Genomic DNA, 24036 nt, shown 5'->3' with positions numbered 1-24036 from the left:
CATCTCCTTGCTTGGCAGGCCGGCGCTCAGGCCGCGGTCGCCGGTTGCGTCGCCGTCTCGCCGCGCAGGCGGGCGACGATCATCGCCAGCGGTATCAGCGCCATGATCGCGAAGCCCAGCAGTGTCCACTGGGGCAGCGTCACGCCCCACAGCGCGCCTTCCACCGCGGCGCACTCGCCCGATCCGGAGAGCACGCGGGACATCACGTCCCACAGCGGCAGCGCGCCGAGCATGTAGTCTAAGCCAGGTCCACAGCTCGGCACACTATCCGGAGGTAGCGTCTGCAGCCAGACGTGGCGCCCGGCGACGATGATGCCGCCGGCCACCGCCAGCAGCGCCAGCACGCCGTAGACGATGGCACCGCGACGGCGCGGATTGTGCAAAAGGCCGACCAGGAAGACGCAGCCGGCAATGATCACCGCCACGCGCTGGAAGATGCACAGCGGGCACGGCTCCAGGCCAACGCCATACTGCAGATAGAGCGCCACTGCCATCATCAGGCAGCACATCGCCAGTCCCAGCCCACACCACTGGCGCGCGCTCGCCTGCGCCGCCCACCGCTTGATCTGCATAGTCTCGATGTCCTCGATATTGATCCTGCTCGCACCCGCCGCTACCCGACGGGCACGCCAGGCCTTATGGACTCACGCCGCCGGGCGCGGTTCCCGTGCGCGGGCAAAATAGTCGGCGATGAACTGGGCAAACGAGACCCGATCCTCCGCCTCGATATCGTGCTGCTGCTGATGCGAGGTCGCCACCAGCTCGTCGAACAGCGACGCCCGTGCCGCGTCCATCGGCGTGGTGCGCCACGCTTCGGCCTGACGCCGGGCCAGATCGGTCATGAAATCGGCCCACTCGCCGCCATGTGCCTCGAGTTCGCGCAGCATGCGCGCCGACGGGGTCGTCTCGGGATCGTCGAGCCGGGTCGCCAGCGACTCCACCGCGGCCAGGTGCAGCTCCGAGCCTTCGATGGTATCGAGCAGCGACGCGACCTGACGCATCCCAGCGATGATCTCATGCCCCCGCTCGGCCAGCGGCACCTGGCGTTCGCCCACCTGCAGGCGCAGTGCCGGATCGCGGCCGCGCTCGACCACCAGGCGGCGATTGTCGTCGAGACGGTCGCACTCCTCATCGGGGATCCACGGGCTCTCGGAGAGCAGACACCAGAGCAGGAAGGTATCGATGAAACGCATCTGCGGCTCGTCGATGCCCAGCGGCAGGAAGGGGTTGAGATCGAGACAGCGCACCTCGATGTACTCCACGCCACGCGCCTCCAGCGCCTGGGTCGGCGTCTCGTCGTGGCGCGCCACCCGCTTGGGCCGGATATCGCTGTAGTACTCGTTCTCGATCTGCAGGATGCTGGCGCTCAGCTGGTGCCATTCGCCGCCCTCCTCTACCCCCAGGCGCTGGTAGTCCGGCCACTCGGTGGAGATCGCGTGGCGCAGCGTGCCGACATAATTGGAGAGCGAGTTGAAACAGATCTTGAGCTGCGACTGCACCTTGTTCTGGTAGCCCAGATCGGACATGCGCAGGCTGGTGGCATAGGGCGCGTAGAGCGTCTCGCCGTCTCCCTGCCACGGCTTCAGCTTGTCGCAGCGCCCGTCCAGGCCGGCAGCACCGAGGAAGCTGCGATCCAGCGCCGGCGAGGCGCCGAACAGGTAGAGCAGCAGCCAGCTGTTGCGGCGGAAGTTGCGGATCAGATCGAAGTAGCGCGCCGAGCGGTAACCCTTGGGCGACTCCGCCTCGCGACCCTCCAGCGATTGCAGCAGCGGCCAGATGTCCTCCGGCAGCGAGACGTTGTAGTGGATCCCGGCGATCGACTGCATGATACGGCCGTAGCGCAGATCCAGCCCCTTGCGGTAGACGTGCTTCATGGTGCCGACGTTGGAGGTGCCGTAGTCGGCGATCGGCACGCTCTCGTTGCCCGCCAGCCTCGAGGGCATGCTCGCCGGCCAGATCCACTCTTCCCCCAGGTGGCGATAGCTGAAGCGCAGCAGGTCGCCGAGAAATGCCAACGCGTCCGCCGGCCGGCAGTAAACCGGGGTGATGTACTCGAGCAGCGCTTCCGAATAGTCGGTGGTGATATGCGGATGAGTCAGCTTGGAGCCCAACGCGTAGGGGTGCGGGGTGGGCACGATGCGACCCTCGCCATCGACCCGCAGCCCCTCTTTCTCGATGCCTCGCCGCAGACGACCAAGCAATCCTTTGCGTGCCGGCGTCATCAGCCGGTCGACGTTCGTGGCGAGTTGATCAGACACGCGCAACACCTTCATCCGATGGGGAGAGATGCCTCTCCCGTTGTCCGTGCATCGCTGTCGGTGGCCCTCACAGGCCGCCGGCAGCGATACGTCGCGAGCAAAACCCCATTATGGAGTCGGCGATAGCGCTTTCAAGGCTAACGACTTCGTCAGCGACGCTTCTGCGCTTTCAGCAGCGCCTCGCCCAGCGCGCCCATGCCCGGGTTCTGAGCCTGGCCCTGACCGCCGCCGCGGCCGCTGCGCTGCGGCTTGCCACGCTGGCGCTGCTCGCCGCGCCCGCCCCCGGGCTGGCGCTCGCGCTGGGCACCGGGCTCATCGCCAAGACGCATCGATAGCCCGATCCGCTGACGCGGCAGGTCCACTTCCATCACCTTGACCTTGACGATATCCCCGGCCTTGACCACCTGGCGCGGGTCCTCGACGAACTTCTCGGCCAGCGCCGAGATATGCACCAGCCCATCCTGGTGCACGCCGACATCGACGAAGGCACCGAAGTGGGTGACGTTGGTGACTACGCCCTCGAGCAGCATGCCCGGCTTGAGATCGGAGAGCTTCTCCACCCCCTCACGGAAGCTTGCCGCCTTGAACTCGGGACGCGGATCGCGCCCCGGCTTGTCGAGCTCCTTGAGGATGTCGATGACGGTCGGCACACCGAAGTGATCGTCGACGTAGTCGGCGGGCTTGAGCGACTTGAGATACTGGCTGTCGCCGACCAGCCCGGCGAGCTGGCGCCCGTTGCGCTCGGCGATGCGCGCCACCAGCGGGTAAGCCTCCGGGTGCACGGCGCTGGCATCCAGCGGGTTGTCACCGCCCATGATGCGCAGGAACCCGGCGCACTGCTCGAAGGTCTTGGGCCCCAGGCGCTCGACCTCGAGCAGCTCGCGCCGGCTGCGGAACGCGCCCTCGCGGTCACGCCGTGCGACGATATTCTCGGCGAGCATCGGGCTCAAGCCCGAGACCCGCGACAGCAGCGCGCTGGAGGCCATGTTGAGATCCACACCCACGGCGTTGACGCAATCCTCGACCACCGCCTCCAGGCTGCGCGACAGACGCAGCTGAGAGACATCGTGCTGGTACTGGCCGACCCCGATCGACTTGGGATCGATCTTGACCAGCTCCGCCAGCGGGTCCTGCAGCCGGCGTGCGATCGACACCGCACCGCGGATCGAGACATCCAGCGCCGGAAACTCCTTGGCCGCCAGCTCCGAGGCGGAGTAGACCGAGGCCCCGGCCTCGCTGACCATCACCTTGGCCAGCGGCCGCGGCGCCACGCGCTTGACCAGCTCGGCCGCCAGCTTGTCGGTCTCGCGGCTGGCGGTGCCGTTACCGATCGCCACCAGCGCCACGTCGTGGCGCTCGACCAGCTGGGCGAGGGTCGCCAGCGCCGCATCCCACTGCTTCTGCGGCGCGTGTGGATAGACCACCGCGTGCTCGAGGAACCGCCCGGTGGCATCCACCACCGCCACCTTGCAGCCGGTGCGCAGACCGGGGTCGAGAGCCAGCGTCGCCTTGGGTCCCGCCGGCGAGGCCAGCAGCAGATCCTTGAGGTTGGCGGCGAATACCTCGATCGCCTCCTGCTCGGCACCCTCACGCAGACGCCCCATCAGCTCGGTCTCGAGGTGAGTGTAGAGCTTGACCCGCCAGGTCCAGCGCACCACCTCGCGCAGCCAGCGCGAGGCCGGCAGCTCGGCCCCCAGATCGATACCGACATGGCGAGCGATCGCCACCTCCGCCGGGTGGATCGGCGCCTCGTCCTCCCCGGGCATGACCAGGGTCAGCGCCAGTACGCCCTCGTTGCGCCCGCGGAACATGGCCAGCGCCCGGTGCGAGGGCGTCTTGGCCAGCCCCTCGTCATGCTCGAAGTAGTCGGAGAACTTGGCCCCCTCCTGCTCCTTGCCCTTGACCACCCGCGCGCGCAGTTGCCCCTCCTCCCACAGCCGCTCGCGCAGGCGGCCGACCAGCTCGGCCTCTTCGCTGAAGCGTTCCATCAGAATCTGCTTGGCGCCGTCGAGTGCCGCCTTGGCGTCCTCGATACCGCGCGACTCGCCGGTGGCGCTATCGAGATAGGCCGCTGCCTCGGTTTCCGGGGTCAGTCCGGGCTCGGCCAGCAGGCGCTCGGCCAGCGGCTCGAGACCCGCTTCGCGGGCGATCTGCGCCTTGGTACGGCGCTTCTTGCGATACGGTAGGTAGAGATCTTCCAGACGCTGCTTGGTGGTCGCCGCCATCAGCTCGCCGAGCAGCTCGGGGCTCATCTGGCCCTGCTCCTCGATCGCCTGGACGATGGCGCTGCGGCGCTCTTCCATCTCGCGCAGATAGCGCAGTCGCTCCTCAAGGGTGCGCAGCTGACCATCGTCGAGCCCGCCGGTGGCCTCCTTGCGATAGCGCGCCACGAACGGCACCGTGGCGCCGCCATCGAGCAGTTCGACGGCCGCGGCGACCTGCTGCGGGCGGACACCGAGTTCTTCGGCGATGGCGGAGACGATTGCAGTTTGCATCTTGGACATGAATCACATCACGGCTGAAAAGATCGCGCCAAGGTAGCACACAGCCGCCAGCGGCTCCTACTGCGCGCCGCTGGGCGGATACCCTGACACAGGAAAGGGATGGCCGCAGCCATCCCTTTACGAGCGTTCACTGCCGAGCGCCGCCGGCGTGAGTTCAGATAGCGCGCGGGCCGGCGGCGACGATCGCCGGATCGACACAGTCGAACTTGGCGAAGTTGTGGGTGAACTTGTCGATCAGCGCATTCATCTGGGCCTCGTAGGCCGCTGCATCGGACCACGCCTCGCGGGGGTCGAGCAGCTTGGCGTCGACACCTTCCACCGCCACCGGCACCTCGAGGTTGAGCCCCTCGATGTGACGCGTGTCGACATCGCGCAGCGCACCGCTCTGGATAGCGCCGATCACCGCCCGAGTGGTGGGAATGCTGAAGCGGCTGCCACCCTGACCGTAGGCGCCGCCGCTCCAGCCGGTATTGACCAGATAGACACGCGAGCCGAAGGCCTCGATGCGTTTGATCAACAGCTCGGCGTACTCATGCGCCGGGCGCGGGAAGAACGGCGCGCCGAAGCAGGTCGAGAAAGTCGCCTCGAGCTGGCTGGTAGAGCCCATCTCGGTGGAACCGACCTTGGCCGTGTAGCCGGAGAGAAAATGGTAGGCAGCGGCTTCCTTGGAGAGCAGCGACACCGGCGGCAGCACGCCACTCATGTCGCAGGTCAGAAAGACGATGGCGCTGGGCTCACCGGCACGGTTGGCCATCACCCGCTTGTCGACGAACTCCAGCGGATAGGCGGCGCGCCCGTTCTGGGTCAGGCTGACATCGGCGTAATCGGGAACCCGCACCGCATCCAGCTTGACGTTCTCGAGCACGCTGCCGAAGCGGATCGCATCCCAGATGATCGGCTCATTCTGACGCGACAGATCGATGGTCTTGGCGTAGCAGCCGCCTTCGAAGTTGAACACCGTGCCCTCGCCCCAGCCGTGCTCGTCGTCACCGATCAGATAGCGCTCGGGGTCGGCGGAGAGAGTCGTTTTGCCGGTGCCGGAGAGCCCGAAGAACAGCGTGGTCTCGCCATCTTCACCGACGTTGGCGCTGCAGTGCATCGGCAGCACGTCCTTGGCCGGCAGCAGGAAGTTCTGCACCGAAAACATCGCCTTCTTCATTTCGCCGGCGTAGCGCATGCCCACCACCAGTACCTTGCGCTGGGCGAAATTGATCATCACCGTGGACTCGGAGCGGGTGCCGTCACGATCCGGCTCGCAGACGAAACCGGGCGCACTCATCAGCGTCCACTCGGGCTTGTCCGCGGCGTGGGTCTCGGCCACATCGGCCGCGGGGCGCACGAACAGGTTGCGGCAGTAGAGCGCTTGCCAGGCCAGCTCGGTCACCACGCGCACCGGCAGGTAGTGCTGCGGGTCGGCACCGACATGCAGCGACGAGACGAAGCGCTCGCGCGCGGCCAGGTACGCCTCGACACGCGCCCACAGGGCATCGAACACCTCTGCGCCGATCGGACGGTTGACCGCTCCCCACTCGATCATCGCCGAGGTCGAGGGCTCGTCGACGATGAAGCGATCGAGGGTCGAGCGCCCCGTGCGCGCACCGGTCTCCACGACCAGCGCGCCGTTGTCCGCCAGCACGCCCTCGCCGCGGGCCAGGGCAAACTCGACCAGCTCGGCTGCGCTGAGGTCGCTGTATACCTGGGGGGAGGTGATGTCCTGGGCTGCCTGGCGGGGGGCTTGAGAGGTGGTCATTGTCCAGTCCTGGGCTCTGAGGCCTTCGTCGTCACGTTTCACGGCAAGAAGCCCGCGATCGCGGTGGAGCGTGGCGCTGCCCAGGCGTACCCGGCCAGTCACGCATCACCGCACTACGTTAACGACGCTGGTCACGGAGATCGGCGACTTCAACGCTCGGCGGGCGCAAAAAAGGAGCGCCATTATGGCAAAAAGCGCCCGGGGCGCAAATCGCCCCGGGCGCTGGTCAATTGGTCTTTGATCGTAGGGTTTAAGTGACGGTTCAGTGCACGGTGGGCGGCGGCGCCTGGGGCGACTCGATGATCGCTTCGACTTCGGCGGCGCTGAAGTGGTAGCGGGTATGACAAAAATGGCACTGGGTCTCTACCGCGCGCTCCTGCTCGAGAATGTCACGCAGCTCATCGGCGCCCAGGGTGTGCAGAGCGTTGGCCACCCGCTCGCGCGAACAGGTGCAGCCGAACGCCAGCGCCTTGGGCGTGAAGACCCGGGTGGTCTCCTCGTGGAACAGGCGGTAGAGCACCGCCTGGCGCTCGAGGCCCAGCAGCTCGTCGGCGGTGATGGTCGAGGCCAGATGCACCACGCGATCCCAGGCGTCCGGATCCTTGTTCGAATGGTCATCGGGCAGCTGCTGCAGCAGCAGCCCCGCACTGCGCTCCCCGTCGGCGCTCAACCACAGCCGTGTGGCGAGCTGCTCGGACTGGCTGAAATAGGCCTCGAGACAGCCTGCCAGATCAGCGTGCTCGAGCGCCACGATCCCCTGATAGCGCTGGCCCTCCTTGGGATCGAGGGTGATCACGATCTGCCCCTCGCCGACCAGCTCGCGCAGGCTGGCGCCAGCGTCGAACTCGCGTGTCTCGTCGAAACGCGCGATGCCGCGCAGCTCGCCGCCCGGGTTGGACTCCACCATCAGCACTTCGATGCCCTGGCGCCCGCGCACCTCGAGACTCACGGTGCCATCGAGCTTGACCGTCTCGGTCAGCAGCGCCACCGCACTGAGCAGCTCGCCCAGCTGGCGTGCGATCGCCGGCGGGTAGTCATGGCGTGCCAACACCTCGGCGTAGGCCGCCTGCAGCTGGACGATCTCGCCACGCACATTGGTGTCGTCGAATAAGAACCGCTGAATCTGATCACTCATCGCTGAAATCTCTTGCCGGGGACCGCGACGGGTCCCGCCAGAACGGAAATCGGAACAGAACCGCCGACACGGCGCGACGCCCTTCACAGGCACAGCCACGCGGGTCGACGTCCGGCAACGCAGAAGCCAGGGCACAGGGAGGCGGCGGCCATCGAGAAGGCATTCGCCGCCCGCCTCACTCCTCGGTACGCTGGCGCTGGAAGCGCTGGATGTTGCGCCGCTCGCGCTTGTCGGGGCGCTTGATGGGGGGCTGCATGGCCTGATTGGCCAGCTTGCGCTGCTGGGCCTCGCGCTCGCGACGCGCCACGCTGGCCTCGGTCTCGCGGTAGAGCTTTTGCGCTTCGGGGGCACCGCGGCGTTGATCCGACAGTGCCTCCACCGTCACCTCGAGGGTATCCCAGCCCTGCGGGACCTCGAGCCGAGCGCCGAGCTCCACCTGCTTGCTGGTCTTGACCCGCTGGCCATCGTAGCGAATCTTGCCGCCCTCGATCGCCTTTTTCGCCAGCTGGCGCGTCTTGAAGAAGCGCGCCGCCCACAGCCACTTGTCGATTCGAACCGTTGACGTCATTGCTCTCTCACCTCGGCCGTCTTAAGTGGGGGCTCACTGGCGCCGCTTCAACCCTCGACCCGGCCGCCGGCCAATGGCGGGTTTCCAAGGCGTGCCGCGCTGATTATTGTACGCTGAGTAATTGCCCTTTGACCTGGAGGCCGCATGGCGCCCACCGACTTTCCGCCGACTCCCCCCGCCAAGCCCAGCGTACTGGCGCGCCGCGAGGTGGCCAGCAGCCAGCTGTTCGCGATCGAATCGCTCGATCTGCGCTTTTCCAACGGCGCCGAGCGCACCTTCGAACGGCTCAAGGGCAAGGGGCGTGGCGCGGTGATGATCATCGCCATGCCGGACCCGGATCACGTCCTGCTGATTCACGAGTATGCCGCCGGTTTCGACGACTATGCGCTCACCCTGCCCAAGGGTCTGGTCGACCCCGGCGAGGACATCGTGACCGCCGCCAACCGCGAACTGATGGAGGAGTGCGGCATGGGCGCCCGGCGCATCGAGCCGCTGATCGAGCTGTCGCTGGCGCCCAACTACATGGATCACCGCATGCAGGTCATGCTGGCCAGCGATCTCTACCCCAAGCGCTTGCCCGGTGACGAGCCGGAGCCGCTGACGGTGGAGGCGTTTCCCATCGAAGATATCGCGAGCCTGCTGGCACGCGAGGATTTTCACGAGGCCCGCGCCATCGCCGCGCTGTTCATCGCGCGTGACAAGCTGCGCAGCGAGCGTGATGGCGAGAGCTGGTGGTGACCCCTCTCCGGATCGATCACCCACTTACCCTTCCTGGACCCCGCCCTGACACGCAAAAAGCCATCCGTCGATGTGACCGGATGGCTTTCTCTACGACATGGCGCCGTCGCCGGGTAAATGCTCGTGCCACAGCCTGACGCCGGCACACGGCACCGCTAGTGCGTCATCACTGACTCGGCGTGACATCCTGAGCGGAGTCGACGCCATGGTTATTGTCCATGGTATCGGTGATCGGCCTCTCGGCGGCCTGCGGATCCTGTGCCGTCGGCCCTTCGGCTTTCAAGCTGCCGGGCTGCGTATTGGCCGACCCGGTCTGGGCGTTGTCAGTGTCCGGCAGGCTGTTCCCGGATTCGAGCGAGCCGTGAACCTTACCACTGGCAGTGGCGCCCTCGACCTTGGTGGTGGCGCCACCGGTGCGGGTATTGGCCGAGCCGGTCTCCGGGCTGACACTGGGCGCGCTCTCGGCAAAGGCGCCCGCGGCGGGCAGGCTCAGCAGGGCGGCGAAGAGAGCAGCGTTGCGCTTTTTCATCGGAATCCTCCGTCATGCGATGGGCCCCGGGATGGAACAGGGGGCTTGGTCCTTGCCGGGGCGACATCTCATTGGCGATCTTGCTCGACCCCGGATCACCCGGGCCCGGCGATCGGCAGAGAGAAGCGCCCCACAAACCTGTACAAAACCTAGACAACAAAGAAAAATTGCGCAAGTATCCAGCCACCCACCTCGTCGCAGCCCCCTAGACTGACGCCACCGGTCCCTCCTGAGTACCGGCCCCCTCCCCCGCGCAGGCCCGATAGCAGTCGATAAAGCGGCTGGCGGCTGGCGACAGGGCACGGTCGCGTCGCCACAGCAGCTCGAACGGCGGGTTCTGGGTCAGAACGCGATAGTCGATGCGCGCGATCTCTCCCCGTCCCACCGGGTCGCGGGCAATCCCCTCCGGCAGCAGCGCCAGCACGCCGTCATCGCGCCCCAGCATCGCCAGGATGGCGTAGGTCGAGGAGATCTCGAGCGACTTGACCGGCTGCGCCAGGCCCGCCGCCACGAACTCCTGCTCGAGCAGGCGCGGCATGCTCACCGGATAGACGATCCAGGGCTGCTCAGCCAGCCGGGTGAAGTCGGGCTGCCTCTCACTGGCCAGCGCATGGTGCGGGTTGGCCACCACCCACAGCGGTTCGGGGAAGCTACCCTGGCGATGGTAGTCCGCCGGCCGGCGACCGAAGTGCGAACGACAAAGCGCCACGTCCAGCCGCCCCTGGTCGAGCAGACGCAGCAGTCCCTCGCTGGTGTCCTCGACGATCTCCAGCGACAGCGAGGGCTGCTCGGCACGCAACCGGGCGATGGCATCGACCAGGGTGGCGATCGCGCCCATGGTCCCACCCACCGCCAGGTGCCCGCCGTAGCCCTGCTGAATGCCGATCATCTCCTCGCGCAGATGCGCCACGTCGGTCTGGATCAGCCGCGCGTAGCGCACCAGGCAGCGCCCCATGTCGGTCGCCTCCAGCCCGCGCGCACTGCGTACGAAGAGTGTGGTGCCGAGGGTCGCTTCGATCTCGCTGAGTGCGCGGGTGGCGCCCGGCTGGGAGATCGCCACCCGCTCCGCCGCCTTGTGTATCGAACCGCACTCGTCCAGCGCCATCAGCAGCCTGAGTTGGCGCAGGCGCAGGCGCGACATCATTTCGTCCAGGGTTGGGGTCATGGGTCGCCCTCGAGGGGTGGATGGGTACTTGCGGAGCGTCCCATAAGACATTGGTCCAATGCGGCCAGGTTATCCCACGATCAGCAACTCTCAGTAGCGCTCGATGCCGCCCAGAGATAGGGTTCGTCCAAGACCGAGACATACCAAGCAACTGATCATAAAAGCCTTTTAGCCATGAGTCGCATAGACGAAAGTGGCACGATGACGAGGAGAAGACCATGGCCCTGATTGCACAAGCCAGCGACGCGCCGGCACCGGTCGTCCGCCTACACGAGCGTGACGACGTCGTCATCGCCCGCCACCCACTACCGGCCGGCACCGAGGTCAGCCCGGGTGTGGTGCTGAGCACGGCCGTACCCGCCGCGCACAAGATCGCCCTGCGCCCTATCCGCGTCGGCGAAACGATACGCCGCTACGGCCAGATCATCGGCATCGCCACTGCTGATATCGCCACCGGCGACCACGTTCATGTGCACAATCTGAGCATCGGCCATCTCGAGGACGGGGCCGAAGGCGCGGCCAAGGACTACGCCATCGGCAGCGAAGTGGTGCCGGTGGTACCGGTTGCCGAACCGGCGACCTTCATGGGCATCCCGCGCCCTGACGGTCGGGTGGCGACGCGCAATTACATCGGTATTCTGACCTCGGTCAACTGCTCGGCCACCGTGGCCCACGCGATCGCCGACCACTTCCGCCGAGACGTGCACCCGCAAGCGATGGCGCCCTACCCCAATGTCGATGGCGTGGTCGCGCTGACCCACGGGGTCGGCTGCGCGGTGGCCGCCGACGGCGAAGCGCTGGCCATGCTGCAGCGCACCCTCGCCGGCTATGCCCGCCACGTCAATTTCGCCGCCGTACTGGTGATCGGGCTCGGCTGCGAGACCAACCAGATCGAGGCGCTGATCGAATCCCAGGGGCTGCAGCCGGGCCCGCGCCTCTACCCCTATACCATCCAGCAGATCGGCGGCACCACCCGCGCCATCGCCGAGGGTATCCAGCACATCGAAGGCCTGCTCGCCGAGGCCAACCGGGTCGAGCGGGTGCCCTGCGGCGCTGAGCATCTGCGGGTAGCGCTGCAGTGCGGCGGCTCCGACGGCTACTCCGGCATCACCGCCAATCCGGCCCTGGGCGCCGCGGTAGATCGTCTGGTCGCCCACGGCGGCAGCGCGGTGCTCGCGGAGACCCCCGAGATCTACGGCGCCGAGCACCTGCTCACGCGGCGCGCGGTCAGCCCGGCGGTGGCCGACAAGCTGATCGCGCGGATTCACTGGTGGGAAGCCTACTGCCGCGTGCGCGGCGCTTCGCTGGACAACAACCCCTCCGCCGGCAACAAGGCAGGCGGGCTGACCACGATTCTCGAGAAGTCGCTGGGGGCGGTGGCCAAGGCCGGTACGGTACCGCTGGTCGAGGTGCTGGAGTACGCCGAACCGATGCGCGAACGCGGGCTGGCGTTCATGGACTCTCCCGGCTTCGATCCGGTCTCGGTGACCGGCCAGGTCGCCTCCGGCTGCAACCTGATCGCCTTCACCACGGGCCGCGGCAGCGCCTTCGGCTGCGCCCCGGTGCCGTCGTTGAAGCTGGCCACCAACAGCACCCTGTGGCAGCGCCAGCGTGACGACATGGACATCAACTGCGGCACCCTGGTGGATGGCGAGACGGATCTCGACACCCTCGGCGCAGAGATCTTCCAGCGGCTGCTCACCCTCGCCTCCGGCGAGTCCAGCCAGAGCGAGCGCCACGGCTACGGGCAGCAGGAGTTCGTGCCGTGGCAGATCGGCGTCATTACCTAAACTTCGATCACTGCCTACGCGTGACTCAGGCGCCGCCGATGGCGACCGCCTGACCGCTGCGAGCGCTCTCCACCCCGGCTTCGAGCAGGCGCATCACCTCGAGCGCCGCTTCCGCCGTCACCGGCAGCGGCGCGCGGCCGAGAATGGCGTCGCGCACCCCGGTGTAGTAGGCGAGATAATCTCCCGGCAGCGTCGGCACTTCGTGCAGCTCCGGCTGCCCGCCCTCGCGCACCTGGCCGATGGTGAGCATGCCGTGGCGCCAATCCTCGCCCCAGTGGGGCGTGGGCAGACGGTCGCCGCGCTTGAGCATATCCTCCTGCGGATCGAGACCATGCTTGATATAGCTGGCACGGCTGCCGTGCACGGTGAAACGTGCCCCGGCGGCGGCCACCAGCGTCCCCGCGTGCAGCACCACCCGGCGCTGGTCGTAGCGCAGCACGGCATGGAAATAGTCGTCGACCTGGGCGCCGTCACGCTGCTCGGCGAGATCCAGCCAGATCGACTGCGGCCGACCGAACAGCACCAGCGCCTGATCCAGCAGATGCGAGCCGAGATCGAACCACAGCCCGGCCCCGGGCCCCGGCGCCTCGCGCCAGCGCGTGGGAATCTCCGGACGGTAGCGGTCGAAGTGCGACTCGAAGTGCACCACGCGACCTAGCGCCTGGCTGTCGATCAGGTTGCGCACGGTGAGAAAGTCGCCATCCCAGCGGCGATTGTGAAACACCGAGAGCAGACGCTTGGCCTCGATCGCCTGCAGGCAGAGCTTCTCCGCCTCCGCCACGTTGACCGTAAACGGCTTGTCGACCACCACGTGCTTGCCGGCGGCGAGCGCCTGGCTGACCAGCGGGTAGTGCGTGGCATTGGGCGTGGGGATCACCACCAGGTCGATGTCGTCACGGGCATACAGCGCCTCGGGCGACGCTTCGACCGGTACATCGGGCCAGTCGGCCCGGACCTTGGCGCTGTCGCGGCTGGCGATGGCCACCAGCGATAGCCCTTCCTGAGCGGCGATCAGCGGCGCATGGAACCGCTTGCTGGCCATCCCGTAGCCGACCAGCCCTACACGTATGGTTCCCTTCATGCAGCGTTCCTTGACGATGGATTCGCGGGTCCGGAAGCGCCCACACTGGGCAGACATCCATGGACCCGAAAACGGCTAGGATAGCGCAACTTGGCGCAGTGCGGTCGGCTGATCGCCGCCACTCGCCCGTGGCGTGGGCTGCCACGCCGCCGGCAGCCGCCGCTCCAGCCATTCGCGCAGCGGCTTGACCACATAACGCTGCATGATCAGCGCCAGCACCACGATCAGCGCCAGATGAATGGCCATCGTCCACAGTGGGATGGCGAACTTCAGCGCCGCGTTGCCGCTCGCCGCGACCCAACCCTCGTGCCAGCGCAGCAGCAGCCAGCGCGTGGCGCGGGCAAACGGGCCGATCAGCGGCGTGTGCAACGCGAAGATGCACAGCGCCGCCTCGCCCAGGTGCTGTAGCCGGGCACGATTCGCCGCGCTGGCAGGCGAGGCGAAGGCGGTAGCACTCAGCAGCACCAGCGCCTGGAACGGCAGCAGCAGGCCGTTGTGGGTCAGATAGTAGAGATGCAGGCCATCGAGCTTGAGCAGCCACACGCCCACCGGCACCCCGCACAGCCCCAGCGCCAGCAGCGGATAGCGGAAGCGGCGCAGCAGCTCGGCCAGCCCGGCCGTCTGCAGGGCGCGGTAGAGCAGGATGCCGGTCAGGAACTCCGGCAGTCGGAACAGCGGATTGCGGTGCAGCATGCCGACAGTGACATAGTCGAAGGCACCGCTCAGGGTCGCCACCAGCGGACCCGCCGCATACAGCCCCCACACCACCAGCAGCGCCAGGCCCCAGCGCTGCAGGCGCATCAACCGCGGTGCCAGAAGTGGAAAGCAGGCGTAGAAGAAGAGCAGCGCGGAGATCGACCACGAGGCGCCGTTGAGCCACAGAAAACGCGGTTCCCAGGCCTGCAGCAGCGTCAACTGGAGCGCGATGTGGCCGAGCGCGCTGGGCCAGGAAATGCGCCCGGCGAAGGCCGCCCGCGCCTCGTCGCTGAGTGGCAGATAGGGGTGCGAATTGAAGTAGACATGCACGCCCTCGGGCCGGATCGGATACTGGAACAGCAGCAGCCCCAGCGCCAGCAGCATGGTGATGACGTGGATCGGATAGAGGTTGCACAGCCGCCGCGCCACGAACGCGGGACCGCCCATCTTCATCCCCCCGCTGTCATCCAGCGCGACATGGGCAAGCAGAAAGCCCGAGAGCATGAAAAAGGTACTGGTGGCGAAAAAGCCCATGCCGATGACACTGCGCAGCAGGTCCGGCATGTCGCTGTAGATGCCGCCGAAATGGTAGGCGACCATCCACAGCGCCATGAGAAAGCGCAACCATTCGAGACCGTGGTAGCGGCGCTTCTTGGGTGCATGCATGAATTCCTCCCCCCCAGTAACCGGGTAGCAGGCCGATGAATGTCCCCTTCGTCGGAAAGGGAGTGAAATGCGACACGATGATCCAAGCGAGCGCCGGAGATGATCGGATTGAGGTCGGAGTCAGCGATGAACGGGCGAGTCTCTCAAGGACTCTTGCCGGAGGCGTCGGTCGGCGTGCGTGCACGGCGGCACGGATTGTGCCTCAGCGCATGCTCAAAGTGTAATCAAACTGCAAATGAACGCGTATATAGCGACCGGGAATCACCGGGTTTTACACAAAGCCCAACGCCCTGTCGGTGATTGCCGACAGGACCTCTCCCCTTTCCCCGGCCGGCGTGCCCCGCTATCTTGAGGTGCTATTTTGAGGTGCTATACAGCGTCGGCCGCCGCGCCGCCGCCTCATTGTCGATAAGTCGATCGTTCAAGGAGTCCCAATGAGCCAACCCCCTGTCGCTTTCATCACCGGTGCCACCTCCGGCTTCGGCCGCGCCTGCGCGGAGCGCTTCGCCGAGGCCGGCTGGGCACTGGTGCTCACCGGCCGTCGCCGCGAGCGGCTTGAGGAGGTGGAGCAGCAACTGGCCGCCAAGGTGCCGGTACATATCGCGACCCTCGACGTACGCGAGCGCGACACGGTCGCCCAGGTCGTCGACGCCCTGCCCGAGCCGTTCAAGGCGGTCAAGGTCCTGGTCAACAATGCCGGCCTGGCGCTGGGTGCCGGCCCCGCCCAACAAGCCGACCTGGATGACTGGCAGACGGTCATCGACACCAACATCACCGGCCTGGTCAATGTCACGCGTACGCTGCTGCCGACGCTGATCGAGGTCGGCCGCGGCGCCGCGATCATCAATATCAGCTCCACCGCCGCCCTGTGGCCCTATCCGGGCAGCCACGTCTATGGCGCTTCCAAGGCCTTCGTCAATCAGTTCTCCTACAATCTGCGCTGCGATCTCAAGGGCACCGGCGTGCGCGTCACCGACGTCGCTCCGGGCATGGCCGAGACCGAATTCACCCTGGTCCGCATGAAGGGCGACCAGAACGCCCATGACAAGCTCTATGGCGGGGTCGAACCGATCCAGCCGGAGGACGTGGCCGAGCAGGTCTTCCACGCCGCGACCCTGCCGGCACATCTCAACATCAATCGCCTCGAACTGATGCCGGTGTGCCAGTCCTGGGGCGGCCTGACCATCGACCGCGACTGACGCGCGGGGTTAGCCCCTCACGCCGTCCCTTCGCTTGGCCCTTTCGCTTCAACATCCTCGCTTCATCATCCTCGCGCCGCCCGCTGGCAACACCGCAGGGCGGCGCAGCCTCGTCGTGACTCGGCCTCGGCCGAGAGACACCGAGGCAGACCGTCATTGACGCCACCCCGGCGGCGACTCACCATCTGACTCTGACGACATTTCTCTCTCTGCGACCCGGTTACACCATGTCCACGCTCGACCAACGCGACACGCTGACGCTGCCTTCAGGCCACGACAAGCTGCTGCTCCACTCCTGCTGCGCGCCCTGCTCCGGCGAGGTGATGGAGGCGCTGCAGGTCTCCGGCATCGACTATGCGATCTTCTTCTACAACCCCAACATTCACCCCAAGAAGGAGTATCTGCTGCGCAAGGAGGAGAACATCCGCTTTGCCGAGGAGAACGGCATCGCCTTCATCGATGCCGACTACGACACCGACAACTGGTTCGCCCGCGCCAAGGGCATGGAGTACGAACCGGAGCGCGGCATTCGCTGCACCATGTGCTTCGACATGCGCTTCGAGCGCACAGCGCTCTACGCCCATGAGCATGGCTATTCGCTCATCTCCAGCTCCCTGGGCATCTCGCGCTGGAAGAACATGGCGCAGATCAACGACTGCGGCCATCGCGCCGTCGCCCCCTACGCGGGCATGGCCTACTGGGACTACAACTGGCGCAAGAAAGGTGGCTCGCAGCGCATGATCGAGATCAGCAAGCGCGAGCGCTTCTATCAGCAGGAGTACTGCGGCTGCGTCTATTCGCTGCGCGACACCAACCTGCATCGCAAGGCCCAAGGCCGCGAGTTGATCCAGCTCGGCGTGCAGTACTATGGAGATGATGAGTAAAAACGGGGGGATGATTAAAAACGGGGGATGATGAGTCAGAAACGCGGGACGCGGCTCATCGATCCACGAAAAGCGGCGGCGCCAAGGCGCCGCCGCACACCTGCCAAGAGACCGGCGTTCGGGTCAGCAGTTGCCCTTCTTGGCCTGACCCGGCGGGCAGAAATTGCCGTTGCCGTGGCCATGATCGCCATCGCCGATGATCACTGCCGGCTCCGGCTCGATTCGCGCCGGGTGATAGCTGCACGCACTCAGCAGCGCCATGGCCAGCATGGCCCAGACGACCTGGGTGGCGTAGCGATAACGGCGAGAGGGATTGGTCATGGTTGTTCCTCGAGTTTCACGGTCATTCAAAGTCTAGCAGCCCGGGCGCTTGTCAGCGCCCGAACACCACCTTCGCGACATCCTGATAGACCTTTGCGAAATGCACCGTCATGCCTGCCTTGAGATAGTCAGGTAGCTCGTCGTAATCGCGCTGGTTGGCGTCCGGCAGGATCAGCTCGAAGATCTCACTACGCCGGGCGGCGATCACCTTCTCGCGGATACCGCCCACCGGCAGCACCTGGCCGGTCAGAGTCAGCTCGCCGGTCATCGCCAGCGGCCGGTCGATGCTCTGATTCTTCGCCAGCGACATCAGTGCCGTGGTCATGGTCACGCCGGCCGAGGGGCCATCCTTGGGCGTGGCGCCCTCGGGCACGTGAACATGAATGAAGGCCTCGTTGAAGAAATCGGCATCGGCACCGTACTCGCCCAGATGCCCGAGTGTGTAGCTGTAGGCGATATTGGCCGACTCCTGCATCACCTCACCGAGCTTGCCGGTGAGCTTGAATCCGCGCGTCAGCGCATGCACCTTGGTCGCCTCGATCGGCAGCGTGGCGCCGCCCATGGCGGTCCACGCCAGGCCGGTGACCACGCCCACGCCCTTGAGCACCTTCTCCTTGCGGAACAGCGGCGCGCCGAGGAACTCCTCGAGGTTGTTGACCGAGACCTTGACCGTCTCCTGATCCTGCTCCAGCAGCTTGACCGCGGCCTTGCGCACGATGCGGTGGAGCTGCTTCTCGAGCTGGCGCACCCCGGCCTCGCGGGCGTAGCCTTCGATCACCTGCTTGAGCGCGGCGTCGGTCAGGTTGATGCGCTTCTTGGGAATGCGATCCCGCTTGAGCAGTTTCGGCCACAGATGGTGCTTGGCGATCGCCACCTTCTCCTCGGCGATATAGCCGGAGAGGCGGATCTGCTCCATGCGGTCGAGCAGCGGCCCGGGAATGGTATCGAGCTGGTTGGCGGTGCACACGAACAGCACCTTGGAGAGATCCAGGCGCACGTCGAGATAGTGATCGAGAAAGTCGACGTTCTGCTCGGGATCGAGCACTTCCAGCAGCGCCGACGCCGGGTCGCCCTGGAACGACTGCCCCATCTTGTCGATCTCGTCGAGCATGATCACCGGGTTCTCGACCTCGACCTCCTTGAGCGCCTGCGCCAGCTTGCCCGGCATGGCGCCGATGTAGGTGCGTCGGTGACCCTTGATCTCCGCCTCGTCGCGCATGCCGCCGACCGAGAAGCGGTAGAACTCGCGCCCCAGGGCGTCGGCGATGGAGCGCCCGACCGAGGTCTTGCCGACCCCCGGCGGGCCCACCAGCAGCACGATCGAGCCGCCTACGTCACCCTTGAACGAGCCCTCGGCAAGGAACTCGATGATGCGCTCCTTGACGTCGGCCAGGCCGTCGTGGTCGCGGTCCAGCACTTCACGGGCGCGCTTGAGGTCGAGCTGATCCTCGGAGGTAATGCCCCACGGCAGCGAGGTGAGCCAGTCGAGATAGTTGCGCGTGGTGCCGTACTCCGGCGAGCCGGTCTCGAGCATCGAGAGCTTGTCGAGCTCGTCGTCGATACGCGTCTGCACCCGTTCCGGCACCTGCAGGTTTTCCAGGCGCCCGCGGAAGGTATCGACGTCGCTCTCGCGATCATCCTTGGAGATGCCCAGCTCTTTCTGGATCACCTTGAGCTGCTCGCGCAGGAAGAACTCGCGCTGGCGCTCCTGCATCTGCGAGTTGACCTGCTCGCTGATCTGATTCTGCAGCTGGGCGACCTCGATCTCCTTGCGCAGCAGCGGCAGCACCCGCTGCATGCGATCCATGATCGGCAGCGTCTCCAGCACCTGCTGCAGCTCGCGCCCCTTGGCCGAGGTGATCGCCGCGGCGAAATCGGTCAGCGGGCCCGGCTCGTGGGGGCTGAAACGGTTGAGATAGCTCTTCAGCTCCTCGCCGTAGAGCGGGTTGATCGGCAGCAGCTCCTTGATGCCGTTGATCAGCGACATCGCGTAAGCGCGCGCTTCCTCGGCCTCGGCATCCACCGGCTCACGCGGGTAGGAGACCTCGACCAGATAGGGCGGGGTCTTGGAGAGCCAGCGATGGATGCGGAAACGCCGCATGCCCTGGGCGATGAACTGGATCTGGTGCTCTTCGCTCTGGGTGCGGTGCACCTTCACCGCGGTACCGATCTCGGGGAAGCTGCCGGGGCTCAGCTCCTCCATGCTGACATCGCCGATGAAGGCAACGCCGACCATGTGATGCGGGGTATTGGCGACCCGCTGCATGGTCTCTTCCCAGCGCTGACGCTGGATGATCAGCGGTTGCACCTGGGCCGGGAAGAACGGACGGTTGTGAATCGGCAGCAGATAGATGCGCTCCGGCAGATAGTCGCCGGACGGCACCACGGCACCGCTGGCCGACTGCCCCTGCTTCGGCGTCTCGTCGCCCTGGGCCGCGTCGCCGCCCACGTCGATATGGCTATCGGCGTTCCAATCGTGTTCGCTCATCGTTCATCCTGTATCCGTCCATGGCCAAAGCGGCCCGATATCTGTGGGATGTGGGCAGGGGTACGTAAGTTCAAGTGAACCCGCGACCGGCTAATGACAATACAGGATAGGAGAGCGCCGCCAGCGCGGTGCCATAGGCGGCAGAAACAGGAAGGCCGAGCGGGATGCTCGGCCTTCGCAGGAGTATCGACACCGCGCCCCGGACCGGGGCGCCTGACGCTCAGGGCTGAGCGGGTGCTGCCCCCGGCACCAGCGGTACCTGCTGGTCATTGAGGGTCATCACGCCATCGTCGAGCGCGATGCGCAGCGGGCCACCGCTCATCGGCAGACCCAGCGACATCAGCAGGATCGGCGGCGCCCCCTTGAGCTCGAAATGACCGTCGAGACGCTTTAGCACCTCGCGATCGAGCGTCTCGGCGTCCATCGTGTCGAGGTTCCAGTCAGCCATTCCGTCGCCGTCGAACTGGAGCTCACCACTACCCTGCATGTCGACGCCCATCAGCGGGCTCTTCAGCGCCAGCTTGTCCACGGCCCAGCGCGGCGAGCCGGCAAAGATCGCCGCCAGCTGCGGCTTGAGCGGTGCCAGCGCTTGCGCCATCGCATCCTGATCGTCGGAAGCCGCGGCCGCCTGGATCTCGCTGGTGCGCGCTTCGAGCGCCGCCGCCAGGGCGCGATAGGCATCGCCATCGACATGATCCAGGGTCATTGCCAGCTCGCCACTGCCGAGCTGCTGATCGTCCATGGTGGTGTCGCCGAGTCGGGTCTCGAGATGCATCGCCATCTCCTTGGCATCGAGCTTGGCGTCGAGGGCGTAACGCGAGTCGTGCGATACCAGCTTGGCGCCATCCGGCGAGACCACGGTGATGGTGGGCAAGGTGAGCGCGAGCGACTGGTCGAAGGCCTGACGGTCGCCCTGGAAAGCGCCCTCGATGGCCACGTTCTCCAGCAGCATGTTGGCTTCGGCGTCCTGCAGCTGCAGGCGCGGCGCCTGGCCATCGAGGGTGACCCGATCCGCGTGCTGCGTGAGATTCAGCGTCAGACCCGAGAAGTCGACCTGCATCGGCCGCGCAGGGCGAAACTCGCCGCCGACTTCACCGGCGGGCACGGTCCACTGCTGAGAGAAACCGGGCAGCGCGATCGTGGCTTCCATACGCTGCTCGCGGGTCAGAAAGCGTCCGTTCCAGGTCAGCGGGCCGTCACTCTCGAGCAGATCGCCGAACAGCGTGCGGTCGTCGCCGATATGCACCTGCCCCTCGCCGGAGAAGCTGGTCTCGAACAGTCCATGGTCGGCCTGGTAGGGCGCCTCGATCACCACCGGCTCGATCTCGTCATCGAGGTAGCGCGCTTCCAAGCGGCCGCTGGAGTGGAACCAGCCGCTGTCGACGTCGGTGCGTTCGACCTGCCACTGCGGGCTGGCATCCAGGCGTGCCACGAGCTGCGACATCTCCTGCTCGAAGCGATGGCTGGAGTAGGCCTGGGCGCCGAGATAGCCCCCGCCCACGACGATCACGATAGCGGCACCCGCGCCGATCCACTTGCGCATTCCGCGCTCCTTGTCAGAGTTGATTGAGGGGGTCGCTGTAGATATTGATTCGGCGACGTCTTCTCAGGTGATGTACGCAACCCGGGACGCCGCTCGTTCAGTGCAGCCAGAACCAGAGATGCATCACGCTCCAGGCATAGACCGCGGCCAGGATGTCGTCGAACATGATGCCGATCCCCCCGGCCACGCGCCGGTCGACCCAGCGGATCGGCCACGGCTTGATGATGTCGAACACCCGAAACACCACGAAACCCCAAAGCGCCGACTCCCACGAGAACGGCACCGCGGCCATGGTCAGCCAGTAGCCGACGAACTCGTCCCACACGATACCCGAGTGGTCGTGCACGCCGAGATCCCGCGAAGTCTTGCCACACAGCCAGATGCCGAGCAGCGTGGCGATACCCATCACGCCCAGATAGAGACCCAGCGGCAACCCCGAGAGCAGCCAGTAGAACGGGATCGCTGCCAGAGTCCCGAAGGTACCCGGTGCAAAGGGCACGGCGCCACTGCCAAGCCCGAAGGCCAGAAAGTGAGTGGGGCGACGCCAGACGCTCTTGGGGGCCCGGTTCATGCGCGTCTCTCCGCGAAATGATCCCAGCCGCCGAGCCCGGCGAACGCTTCAGGCAGCCCACCGATACCCTCGCCGGCGACGATGCGGCCGATCGGCGTGAGCGGCAGATGCAACGCCGCCAGCTGCTGCTGTGCACTCGAAAGCTGGGCCGATGGTAGCGTCACCAGCAGCTCGTAGTCGTCGCCGCCGGCGAGTACGCGGCGCTGGACCTGATCGCCGTCGAGGGTGGCGCGCAGTGGCGTCGCCAGCGGCAGTGCCGCCAGATCGAGCTGTGCGCCCACGCCGGAGGCGCGCAGCAGATGACCGAGATCCGCCAGCAACCCGTCGGAGACGTCGATGGCCGCGCTGGCCAGTCCGCGCAGCGCCTCACCGGCCGCCAGCCGCGGTTGCGGGCGCAGATAGGCATCGAGCAGCGGATGTGCCAGATCGCGCTCGCCCTGCTGCCAGCGGGCCAGTCCTTCGGCAGCGCGGCCCGGATAGCCGGTCACCGCGATCCAGTCGCCGACCTGGGCGCCCGCGCGGGTCAGCGCGCTGCCGGCGGGCAGCTCGCCATGTACGGTCACGCCAAGACTCAGGGTGCCGCGGGTCACGTCACCGCCGATCAGCGCACATCCACAGCGCTCGGCGAGGGCGTGAAAGCCCTCGCCGAGCGCTGCAAGCCAGTCGGGATCGGCCTCCGGCAGGGTCAGCGCCAGGGTGCACCAGCGTGCCCGCGCGCCCATTGCCGCCAGGTCGCTCAGCGCCACCGCCAGCGCCCGGTGGCCGATCGCCGCCGGCGGCGCATCAGCGGGAAAATGCACGTCCACCACAGAGGTGTCGACGCTGATCGCCAGCTGGTGGCCAGGGGTGGGGGCGATCACCGCGCAGTCGTCGCCGTTGTCGACGACGATATCCGCCCGGCCACTGGCGGGGCGCGCCAGATAGCGGGCGATCAACGCGAATTCGCTCAACGCAGCGCTGCTCATGTCAACGACGGCGAGCAGCGACCTCGGCACCCCGCAGGCGCGAGGCCAACTTGTCGAGGATGCCGTTGACGTATTTGTGGCCATCGGTGGCGCCGAAGATCTTGGCCAGCTCCACCCCTTCGTTGATCACCACGCGGTAGGGAACTTCCGGACGCCGTGACAGCTCATAGGCGCCCAGCCGCAGGATCGCCAGCTCGATGCGGTCGAGATCCTCCAGCCGGCGGTCGAGCAGCGGCGCGATGGCGGCATCGAGTTCGCGCTGATGCTGAGCGGCGTTGTGCAGCAGGTCGTGGAACAGGGCAGCATCGGCAATCTCCATCACCTTGTGCCAGTTCTCGTGATCCTCGAGATCCTCATCGGCGATCTGGGCGCGAAACTCGGCCTCAACCGCGGTGATCGACTTACCGGTCATCTGCCACTGGTAGAGCCCTTGCACGGCCAGCTCGCGAGCCGCACGGCGCGACTCCTGGGCCTTGCTCGGCTGACGCGATGGCGCGCTCATGCCTCACCTCCCAGACGCTTGAGCAGCGAGACCATCTCCATCGCCGCCATCGCCGCCTCGGTGCCCTTGTTGCCGGCCTTGGTACCGGCGCGCTCGATCGCCTGATCGATCGAGTTGACCGTCAGCACACCGTTGGCGATGGGCGTGTCGTGGGCCAGCTGCAGCGCAGAGAGCGACGAGTTGCAGTTGCCGGCGACATACTCGAAGTGCGGCGTGCCGCCGCGGATCACCGCCCCCAGCGCAATCACCGCATCCGGGCGCGACACCGTGAGCACACGCTTGACCGCCAGCGGCAGCTCCCACGCGCCAGGCACATGGATCAGCTCGATGTTCTCTTCACTCACACCGTGACGCATCAGGCTGTCGACCGCCCCTTCGACGAGACTGTCGACGACATGATGATTGAAACGGCCGACGACGATGGCGTAGCGCCCATCGACATCGGTGAACTGACCTTCCAGTTGCGCGATCGGTTGCATTGTCGGGTTCCGGAGTCACTGCGCCTGAAGCGGATCGGGGGATCCCCTCAGGCGTACGCTAAAAAAGAGTGATTGGCCGGCGCCAGAACGAGGCGCTCGGCGCGCGAAGCCGGCCATCTTACCATGTCCCGGCCGGCGCGGGCATGGCTCGACGCCAGCGGGCGACATGGCCACCGGCGCCTGGACGGTATCGGCATGGCCACC

21 protein-coding genes are annotated in these 24036 nt (G+C 66.5%); 4 read left to right on the top strand and 17 right to left on the bottom strand.

All coding sequences use genetic code 11. From position 1 onward, the window contains the following. Positions 1-26: 26 nt before the first annotated feature. The 6 genes from ABV408_RS05615 to ABV408_RS05590 all read right to left on the bottom strand — a co-directional run bounded on the left by ABV408_RS05615 (position 27) and on the right by ABV408_RS05590 (position 8215). Positions 27-572, bottom strand: a complete 546-nt coding sequence (locus ABV408_RS05615; RefSeq protein WP_353981475.1) for a disulfide bond formation protein B — start codon at positions 570-572, stop codon at positions 27-29. Between the two features lie 72 nt (positions 573-644). Further along, positions 645-2273, bottom strand: coding sequence for a glutamate--cysteine ligase (gene gshA / locus ABV408_RS05610; protein ID WP_353981474.1), 1629 nt, complete (start codon positions 2271-2273; stop codon positions 645-647). 134 nt (positions 2274-2407) lie between these two features. Further along, the gene (locus tag ABV408_RS05605; protein ID WP_353981473.1) at positions 2408-4762 is read right to left on the bottom strand and encodes a Tex family protein; all 2355 of its coding nucleotides are present in this window, start codon (positions 4760-4762) and stop codon (positions 2408-2410) included. A 154-nt stretch (positions 4763-4916) separates the two neighbouring features. After that, entirely contained in the window at positions 4917-6512 is a 1596-nt protein-coding gene (locus tag ABV408_RS05600) for a phosphoenolpyruvate carboxykinase (RefSeq protein WP_353981472.1), read from the bottom strand. 262 nt (positions 6513-6774) lie between these two features. Beyond that, positions 6775-7647, bottom strand: coding sequence for an Hsp33 family molecular chaperone HslO (gene hslO, locus ABV408_RS05595; protein ID WP_353981471.1), 873 nt, complete (start codon positions 7645-7647; stop codon positions 6775-6777). A gap of 175 nt (positions 7648-7822) precedes the next feature. Then, positions 7823-8215, bottom strand: a complete 393-nt coding sequence (locus ABV408_RS05590; protein ID WP_035475178.1) for an RNA-binding S4 domain-containing protein — start codon at positions 8213-8215, stop codon at positions 7823-7825. A gap of 144 nt (positions 8216-8359) precedes the next feature. Here ABV408_RS05590 and nudE point away from each other — a divergent pair, with 144 nt between their 5' ends. Beyond that, the gene (gene nudE / locus ABV408_RS05585) at positions 8360-8953 is read left to right on the top strand and encodes an ADP compounds hydrolase NudE (RefSeq protein ID WP_353981470.1); all 594 of its coding nucleotides are present in this window, start codon (positions 8360-8362) and stop codon (positions 8951-8953) included. Between the two features lie 166 nt (positions 8954-9119). Here the strand turns inward: nudE and ABV408_RS05580 are convergent, their stop codons facing one another. Both ABV408_RS05580 and ABV408_RS05575 read right to left on the bottom strand, forming a co-directional pair. Then, positions 9120-9482: a hypothetical protein gene (locus ABV408_RS05580; RefSeq protein ID WP_353981469.1), complete on the bottom strand. Its 363-nt coding sequence runs from the start codon at positions 9480-9482 to the stop codon at positions 9120-9122. A 205-nt stretch (positions 9483-9687) separates the two neighbouring features. Continuing rightward, on the bottom strand, positions 9688-10647 hold the full coding sequence (locus tag ABV408_RS05575; protein WP_353981468.1) for a LysR family transcriptional regulator: 960 nt from the start codon (positions 10645-10647) through the stop codon (positions 9688-9690). A gap of 218 nt (positions 10648-10865) precedes the next feature. Here ABV408_RS05575 and ABV408_RS05570 point away from each other — a divergent pair, with 218 nt between their 5' ends. After that, positions 10866-12437, top strand: coding sequence for an altronate dehydratase family protein (locus ABV408_RS05570; RefSeq protein WP_353981467.1), 1572 nt, complete (start codon positions 10866-10868; stop codon positions 12435-12437). 25 nt (positions 12438-12462) lie between these two features. On the opposite strand, the gene ABV408_RS05565 is transcribed toward ABV408_RS05570, so the two are convergent. Next, positions 12463-13518 (bottom strand): oxidoreductase, encoded by a 1056-nt coding sequence (locus ABV408_RS05565; protein ID WP_353981466.1) that lies wholly within the window; start codon positions 13516-13518, stop codon positions 12463-12465. 75 nt (positions 13519-13593) lie between these two features. Beyond that, positions 13594-14880: an acyltransferase gene (locus tag ABV408_RS05560; protein WP_353981465.1), complete on the bottom strand. Its 1287-nt coding sequence runs from the start codon at positions 14878-14880 to the stop codon at positions 13594-13596. A gap of 434 nt (positions 14881-15314) precedes the next feature. Between ABV408_RS05560 and ABV408_RS05555 the strand changes: the two genes are divergently transcribed. Together ABV408_RS05555 and ABV408_RS05550 are read left to right on the top strand one after the other, a co-directional pair. Continuing rightward, positions 15315-16079, top strand: a complete 765-nt coding sequence (locus tag ABV408_RS05555; RefSeq protein WP_353981464.1) for an SDR family NAD(P)-dependent oxidoreductase — start codon at positions 15315-15317, stop codon at positions 16077-16079. Positions 16080-16306: 227 nt separating this feature from the next. Next, the gene (locus ABV408_RS05550) at positions 16307-16963 is read left to right on the top strand and encodes an epoxyqueuosine reductase QueH (RefSeq protein ID WP_353981463.1); all 657 of its coding nucleotides are present in this window, start codon (positions 16307-16309) and stop codon (positions 16961-16963) included. 123 nt (positions 16964-17086) lie between these two features. Here ABV408_RS05550 and ABV408_RS05545 read toward each other — a convergent pair whose 3' ends face one another. From ABV408_RS05545 to ribE, 7 genes are all read right to left on the bottom strand, one after another. After that, complete coding sequence (locus ABV408_RS05545) at positions 17087-17284, bottom strand: hypothetical protein (protein WP_207035194.1); 198 nt, start codon at positions 17282-17284, stop codon at positions 17087-17089. 52 nt (positions 17285-17336) lie between these two features. Continuing rightward, positions 17337-19772: an endopeptidase La gene (gene lon / locus ABV408_RS05540; RefSeq protein WP_353981462.1), complete on the bottom strand. Its 2436-nt coding sequence runs from the start codon at positions 19770-19772 to the stop codon at positions 17337-17339. Between the two features lie 220 nt (positions 19773-19992). Further along, positions 19993-21315 carry a DUF945 family protein gene (locus ABV408_RS05535; RefSeq protein ID WP_353981461.1) on the bottom strand — a complete coding sequence of 441 codons (1323 nt, stop codon included), beginning with the start codon at positions 21313-21315 and terminating at the stop codon, positions 19993-19995. 97 nt (positions 21316-21412) lie between these two features. Then, a complete protein-coding gene (locus ABV408_RS05530; protein ID WP_035475196.1) occupies positions 21413-21886 on the bottom strand; it encodes a phosphatidylglycerophosphatase A in 474 nt (157 codons plus the stop codon). Further along, entirely contained in the window at positions 21883-22836 is a 954-nt protein-coding gene (gene thiL / locus ABV408_RS05525) for a thiamine-phosphate kinase (protein WP_353981459.1), read from the bottom strand. The genes ABV408_RS05530 and thiL overlap by 4 nt, the downstream gene beginning before the upstream one ends. Before the next feature lie 16 nt (positions 22837-22852). Continuing rightward, positions 22853-23353 (bottom strand): transcription antitermination factor NusB, encoded by a 501-nt coding sequence (nusB, locus tag ABV408_RS05520; RefSeq protein WP_353981458.1) that lies wholly within the window; start codon positions 23351-23353, stop codon positions 22853-22855. Continuing rightward, positions 23350-23832: a 6,7-dimethyl-8-ribityllumazine synthase gene (ribE, locus tag ABV408_RS05515; protein WP_035475199.1), complete on the bottom strand. Its 483-nt coding sequence runs from the start codon at positions 23830-23832 to the stop codon at positions 23350-23352. Before ribE ends, nusB begins: the two co-directional genes overlap by 4 nt. Positions 23833-24036: the final 204 nt, after the last annotated feature.

The sequence above is a fragment of the Salinicola endophyticus genome (assembly GCF_040536835.1).
Taxonomy (GTDB): domain Bacteria; phylum Pseudomonadota; class Gammaproteobacteria; order Pseudomonadales; family Halomonadaceae; genus Salinicola; species Salinicola endophyticus_A.
Note: the sequence above shows the minus strand (reverse complement) of the source record. Positions and strands in the feature narration are given on the sequence as shown.

What these genes read in the sequence shown, in the direction of transcription:
- ABV408_RS05615 (WP_353981475.1), bottom strand. Translation starts at nt 572, where the DNA reads ATGCAGATCAAGCGGTGGGCGGCGCAGGCGAGCGCGCGCCAGTGGTGT.
- gshA (WP_353981474.1), bottom strand. Translation starts at nt 2,273, where the DNA reads ATGAAGGTGTTGCGCGTGTCTGATCAACTCGCCACGAACGTCGACCGG.
- ABV408_RS05605 (WP_353981473.1), bottom strand. Translation starts at nt 4,762, where the DNA reads ATGTCCAAGATGCAAACTGCAATCGTCTCCGCCATCGCCGAAGAACTC.
- ABV408_RS05600 (WP_353981472.1), bottom strand. Translation starts at nt 6,512, where the DNA reads ATGACCACCTCTCAAGCCCCCCGCCAGGCAGCCCAGGACATCACCTCC.
- hslO (WP_353981471.1), bottom strand. Translation starts at nt 7,647, where the DNA reads ATGAGTGATCAGATTCAGCGGTTCTTATTCGACGACACCAATGTGCGT.
- ABV408_RS05590 (WP_035475178.1), bottom strand. Translation starts at nt 8,215, where the DNA reads ATGACGTCAACGGTTCGAATCGACAAGTGGCTGTGGGCGGCGCGCTTC.
- nudE (WP_353981470.1), top strand. Translation starts at nt 8,360, where the DNA reads ATGGCGCCCACCGACTTTCCGCCGACTCCCCCCGCCAAGCCCAGCGTA.
- ABV408_RS05580 (WP_353981469.1), bottom strand. Translation starts at nt 9,482, where the DNA reads ATGAAAAAGCGCAACGCTGCTCTCTTCGCCGCCCTGCTGAGCCTGCCC.
- ABV408_RS05575 (WP_353981468.1), bottom strand. Translation starts at nt 10,647, where the DNA reads ATGACCCCAACCCTGGACGAAATGATGTCGCGCCTGCGCCTGCGCCAA.
- ABV408_RS05570 (WP_353981467.1), top strand. Translation starts at nt 10,866, where the DNA reads ATGGCCCTGATTGCACAAGCCAGCGACGCGCCGGCACCGGTCGTCCGC.
- ABV408_RS05565 (WP_353981466.1), bottom strand. Translation starts at nt 13,518, where the DNA reads ATGAAGGGAACCATACGTGTAGGGCTGGTCGGCTACGGGATGGCCAGC.
- ABV408_RS05560 (WP_353981465.1), bottom strand. Translation starts at nt 14,880, where the DNA reads ATGCATGCACCCAAGAAGCGCCGCTACCACGGTCTCGAATGGTTGCGC.
- ABV408_RS05555 (WP_353981464.1), top strand. Translation starts at nt 15,315, where the DNA reads ATGAGCCAACCCCCTGTCGCTTTCATCACCGGTGCCACCTCCGGCTTC.
- ABV408_RS05550 (WP_353981463.1), top strand. Translation starts at nt 16,307, where the DNA reads ATGTCCACGCTCGACCAACGCGACACGCTGACGCTGCCTTCAGGCCAC.
- ABV408_RS05545 (WP_207035194.1), bottom strand. Translation starts at nt 17,284, where the DNA reads ATGACCAATCCCTCTCGCCGTTATCGCTACGCCACCCAGGTCGTCTGG.
- lon (WP_353981462.1), bottom strand. Translation starts at nt 19,772, where the DNA reads ATGAGCGAACACGATTGGAACGCCGATAGCCATATCGACGTGGGCGGC.
- ABV408_RS05535 (WP_353981461.1), bottom strand. Translation starts at nt 21,315, where the DNA reads ATGCGCAAGTGGATCGGCGCGGGTGCCGCTATCGTGATCGTCGTGGGC.
- ABV408_RS05530 (WP_035475196.1), bottom strand. Translation starts at nt 21,886, where the DNA reads ATGAACCGGGCCCCCAAGAGCGTCTGGCGTCGCCCCACTCACTTTCTG.
- nusB (WP_353981458.1), bottom strand. Translation starts at nt 23,353, where the DNA reads ATGAGCGCGCCATCGCGTCAGCCGAGCAAGGCCCAGGAGTCGCGCCGT.
- ribE (WP_035475199.1), bottom strand. Translation starts at nt 23,832, where the DNA reads ATGCAACCGATCGCGCAACTGGAAGGTCAGTTCACCGATGTCGATGGG.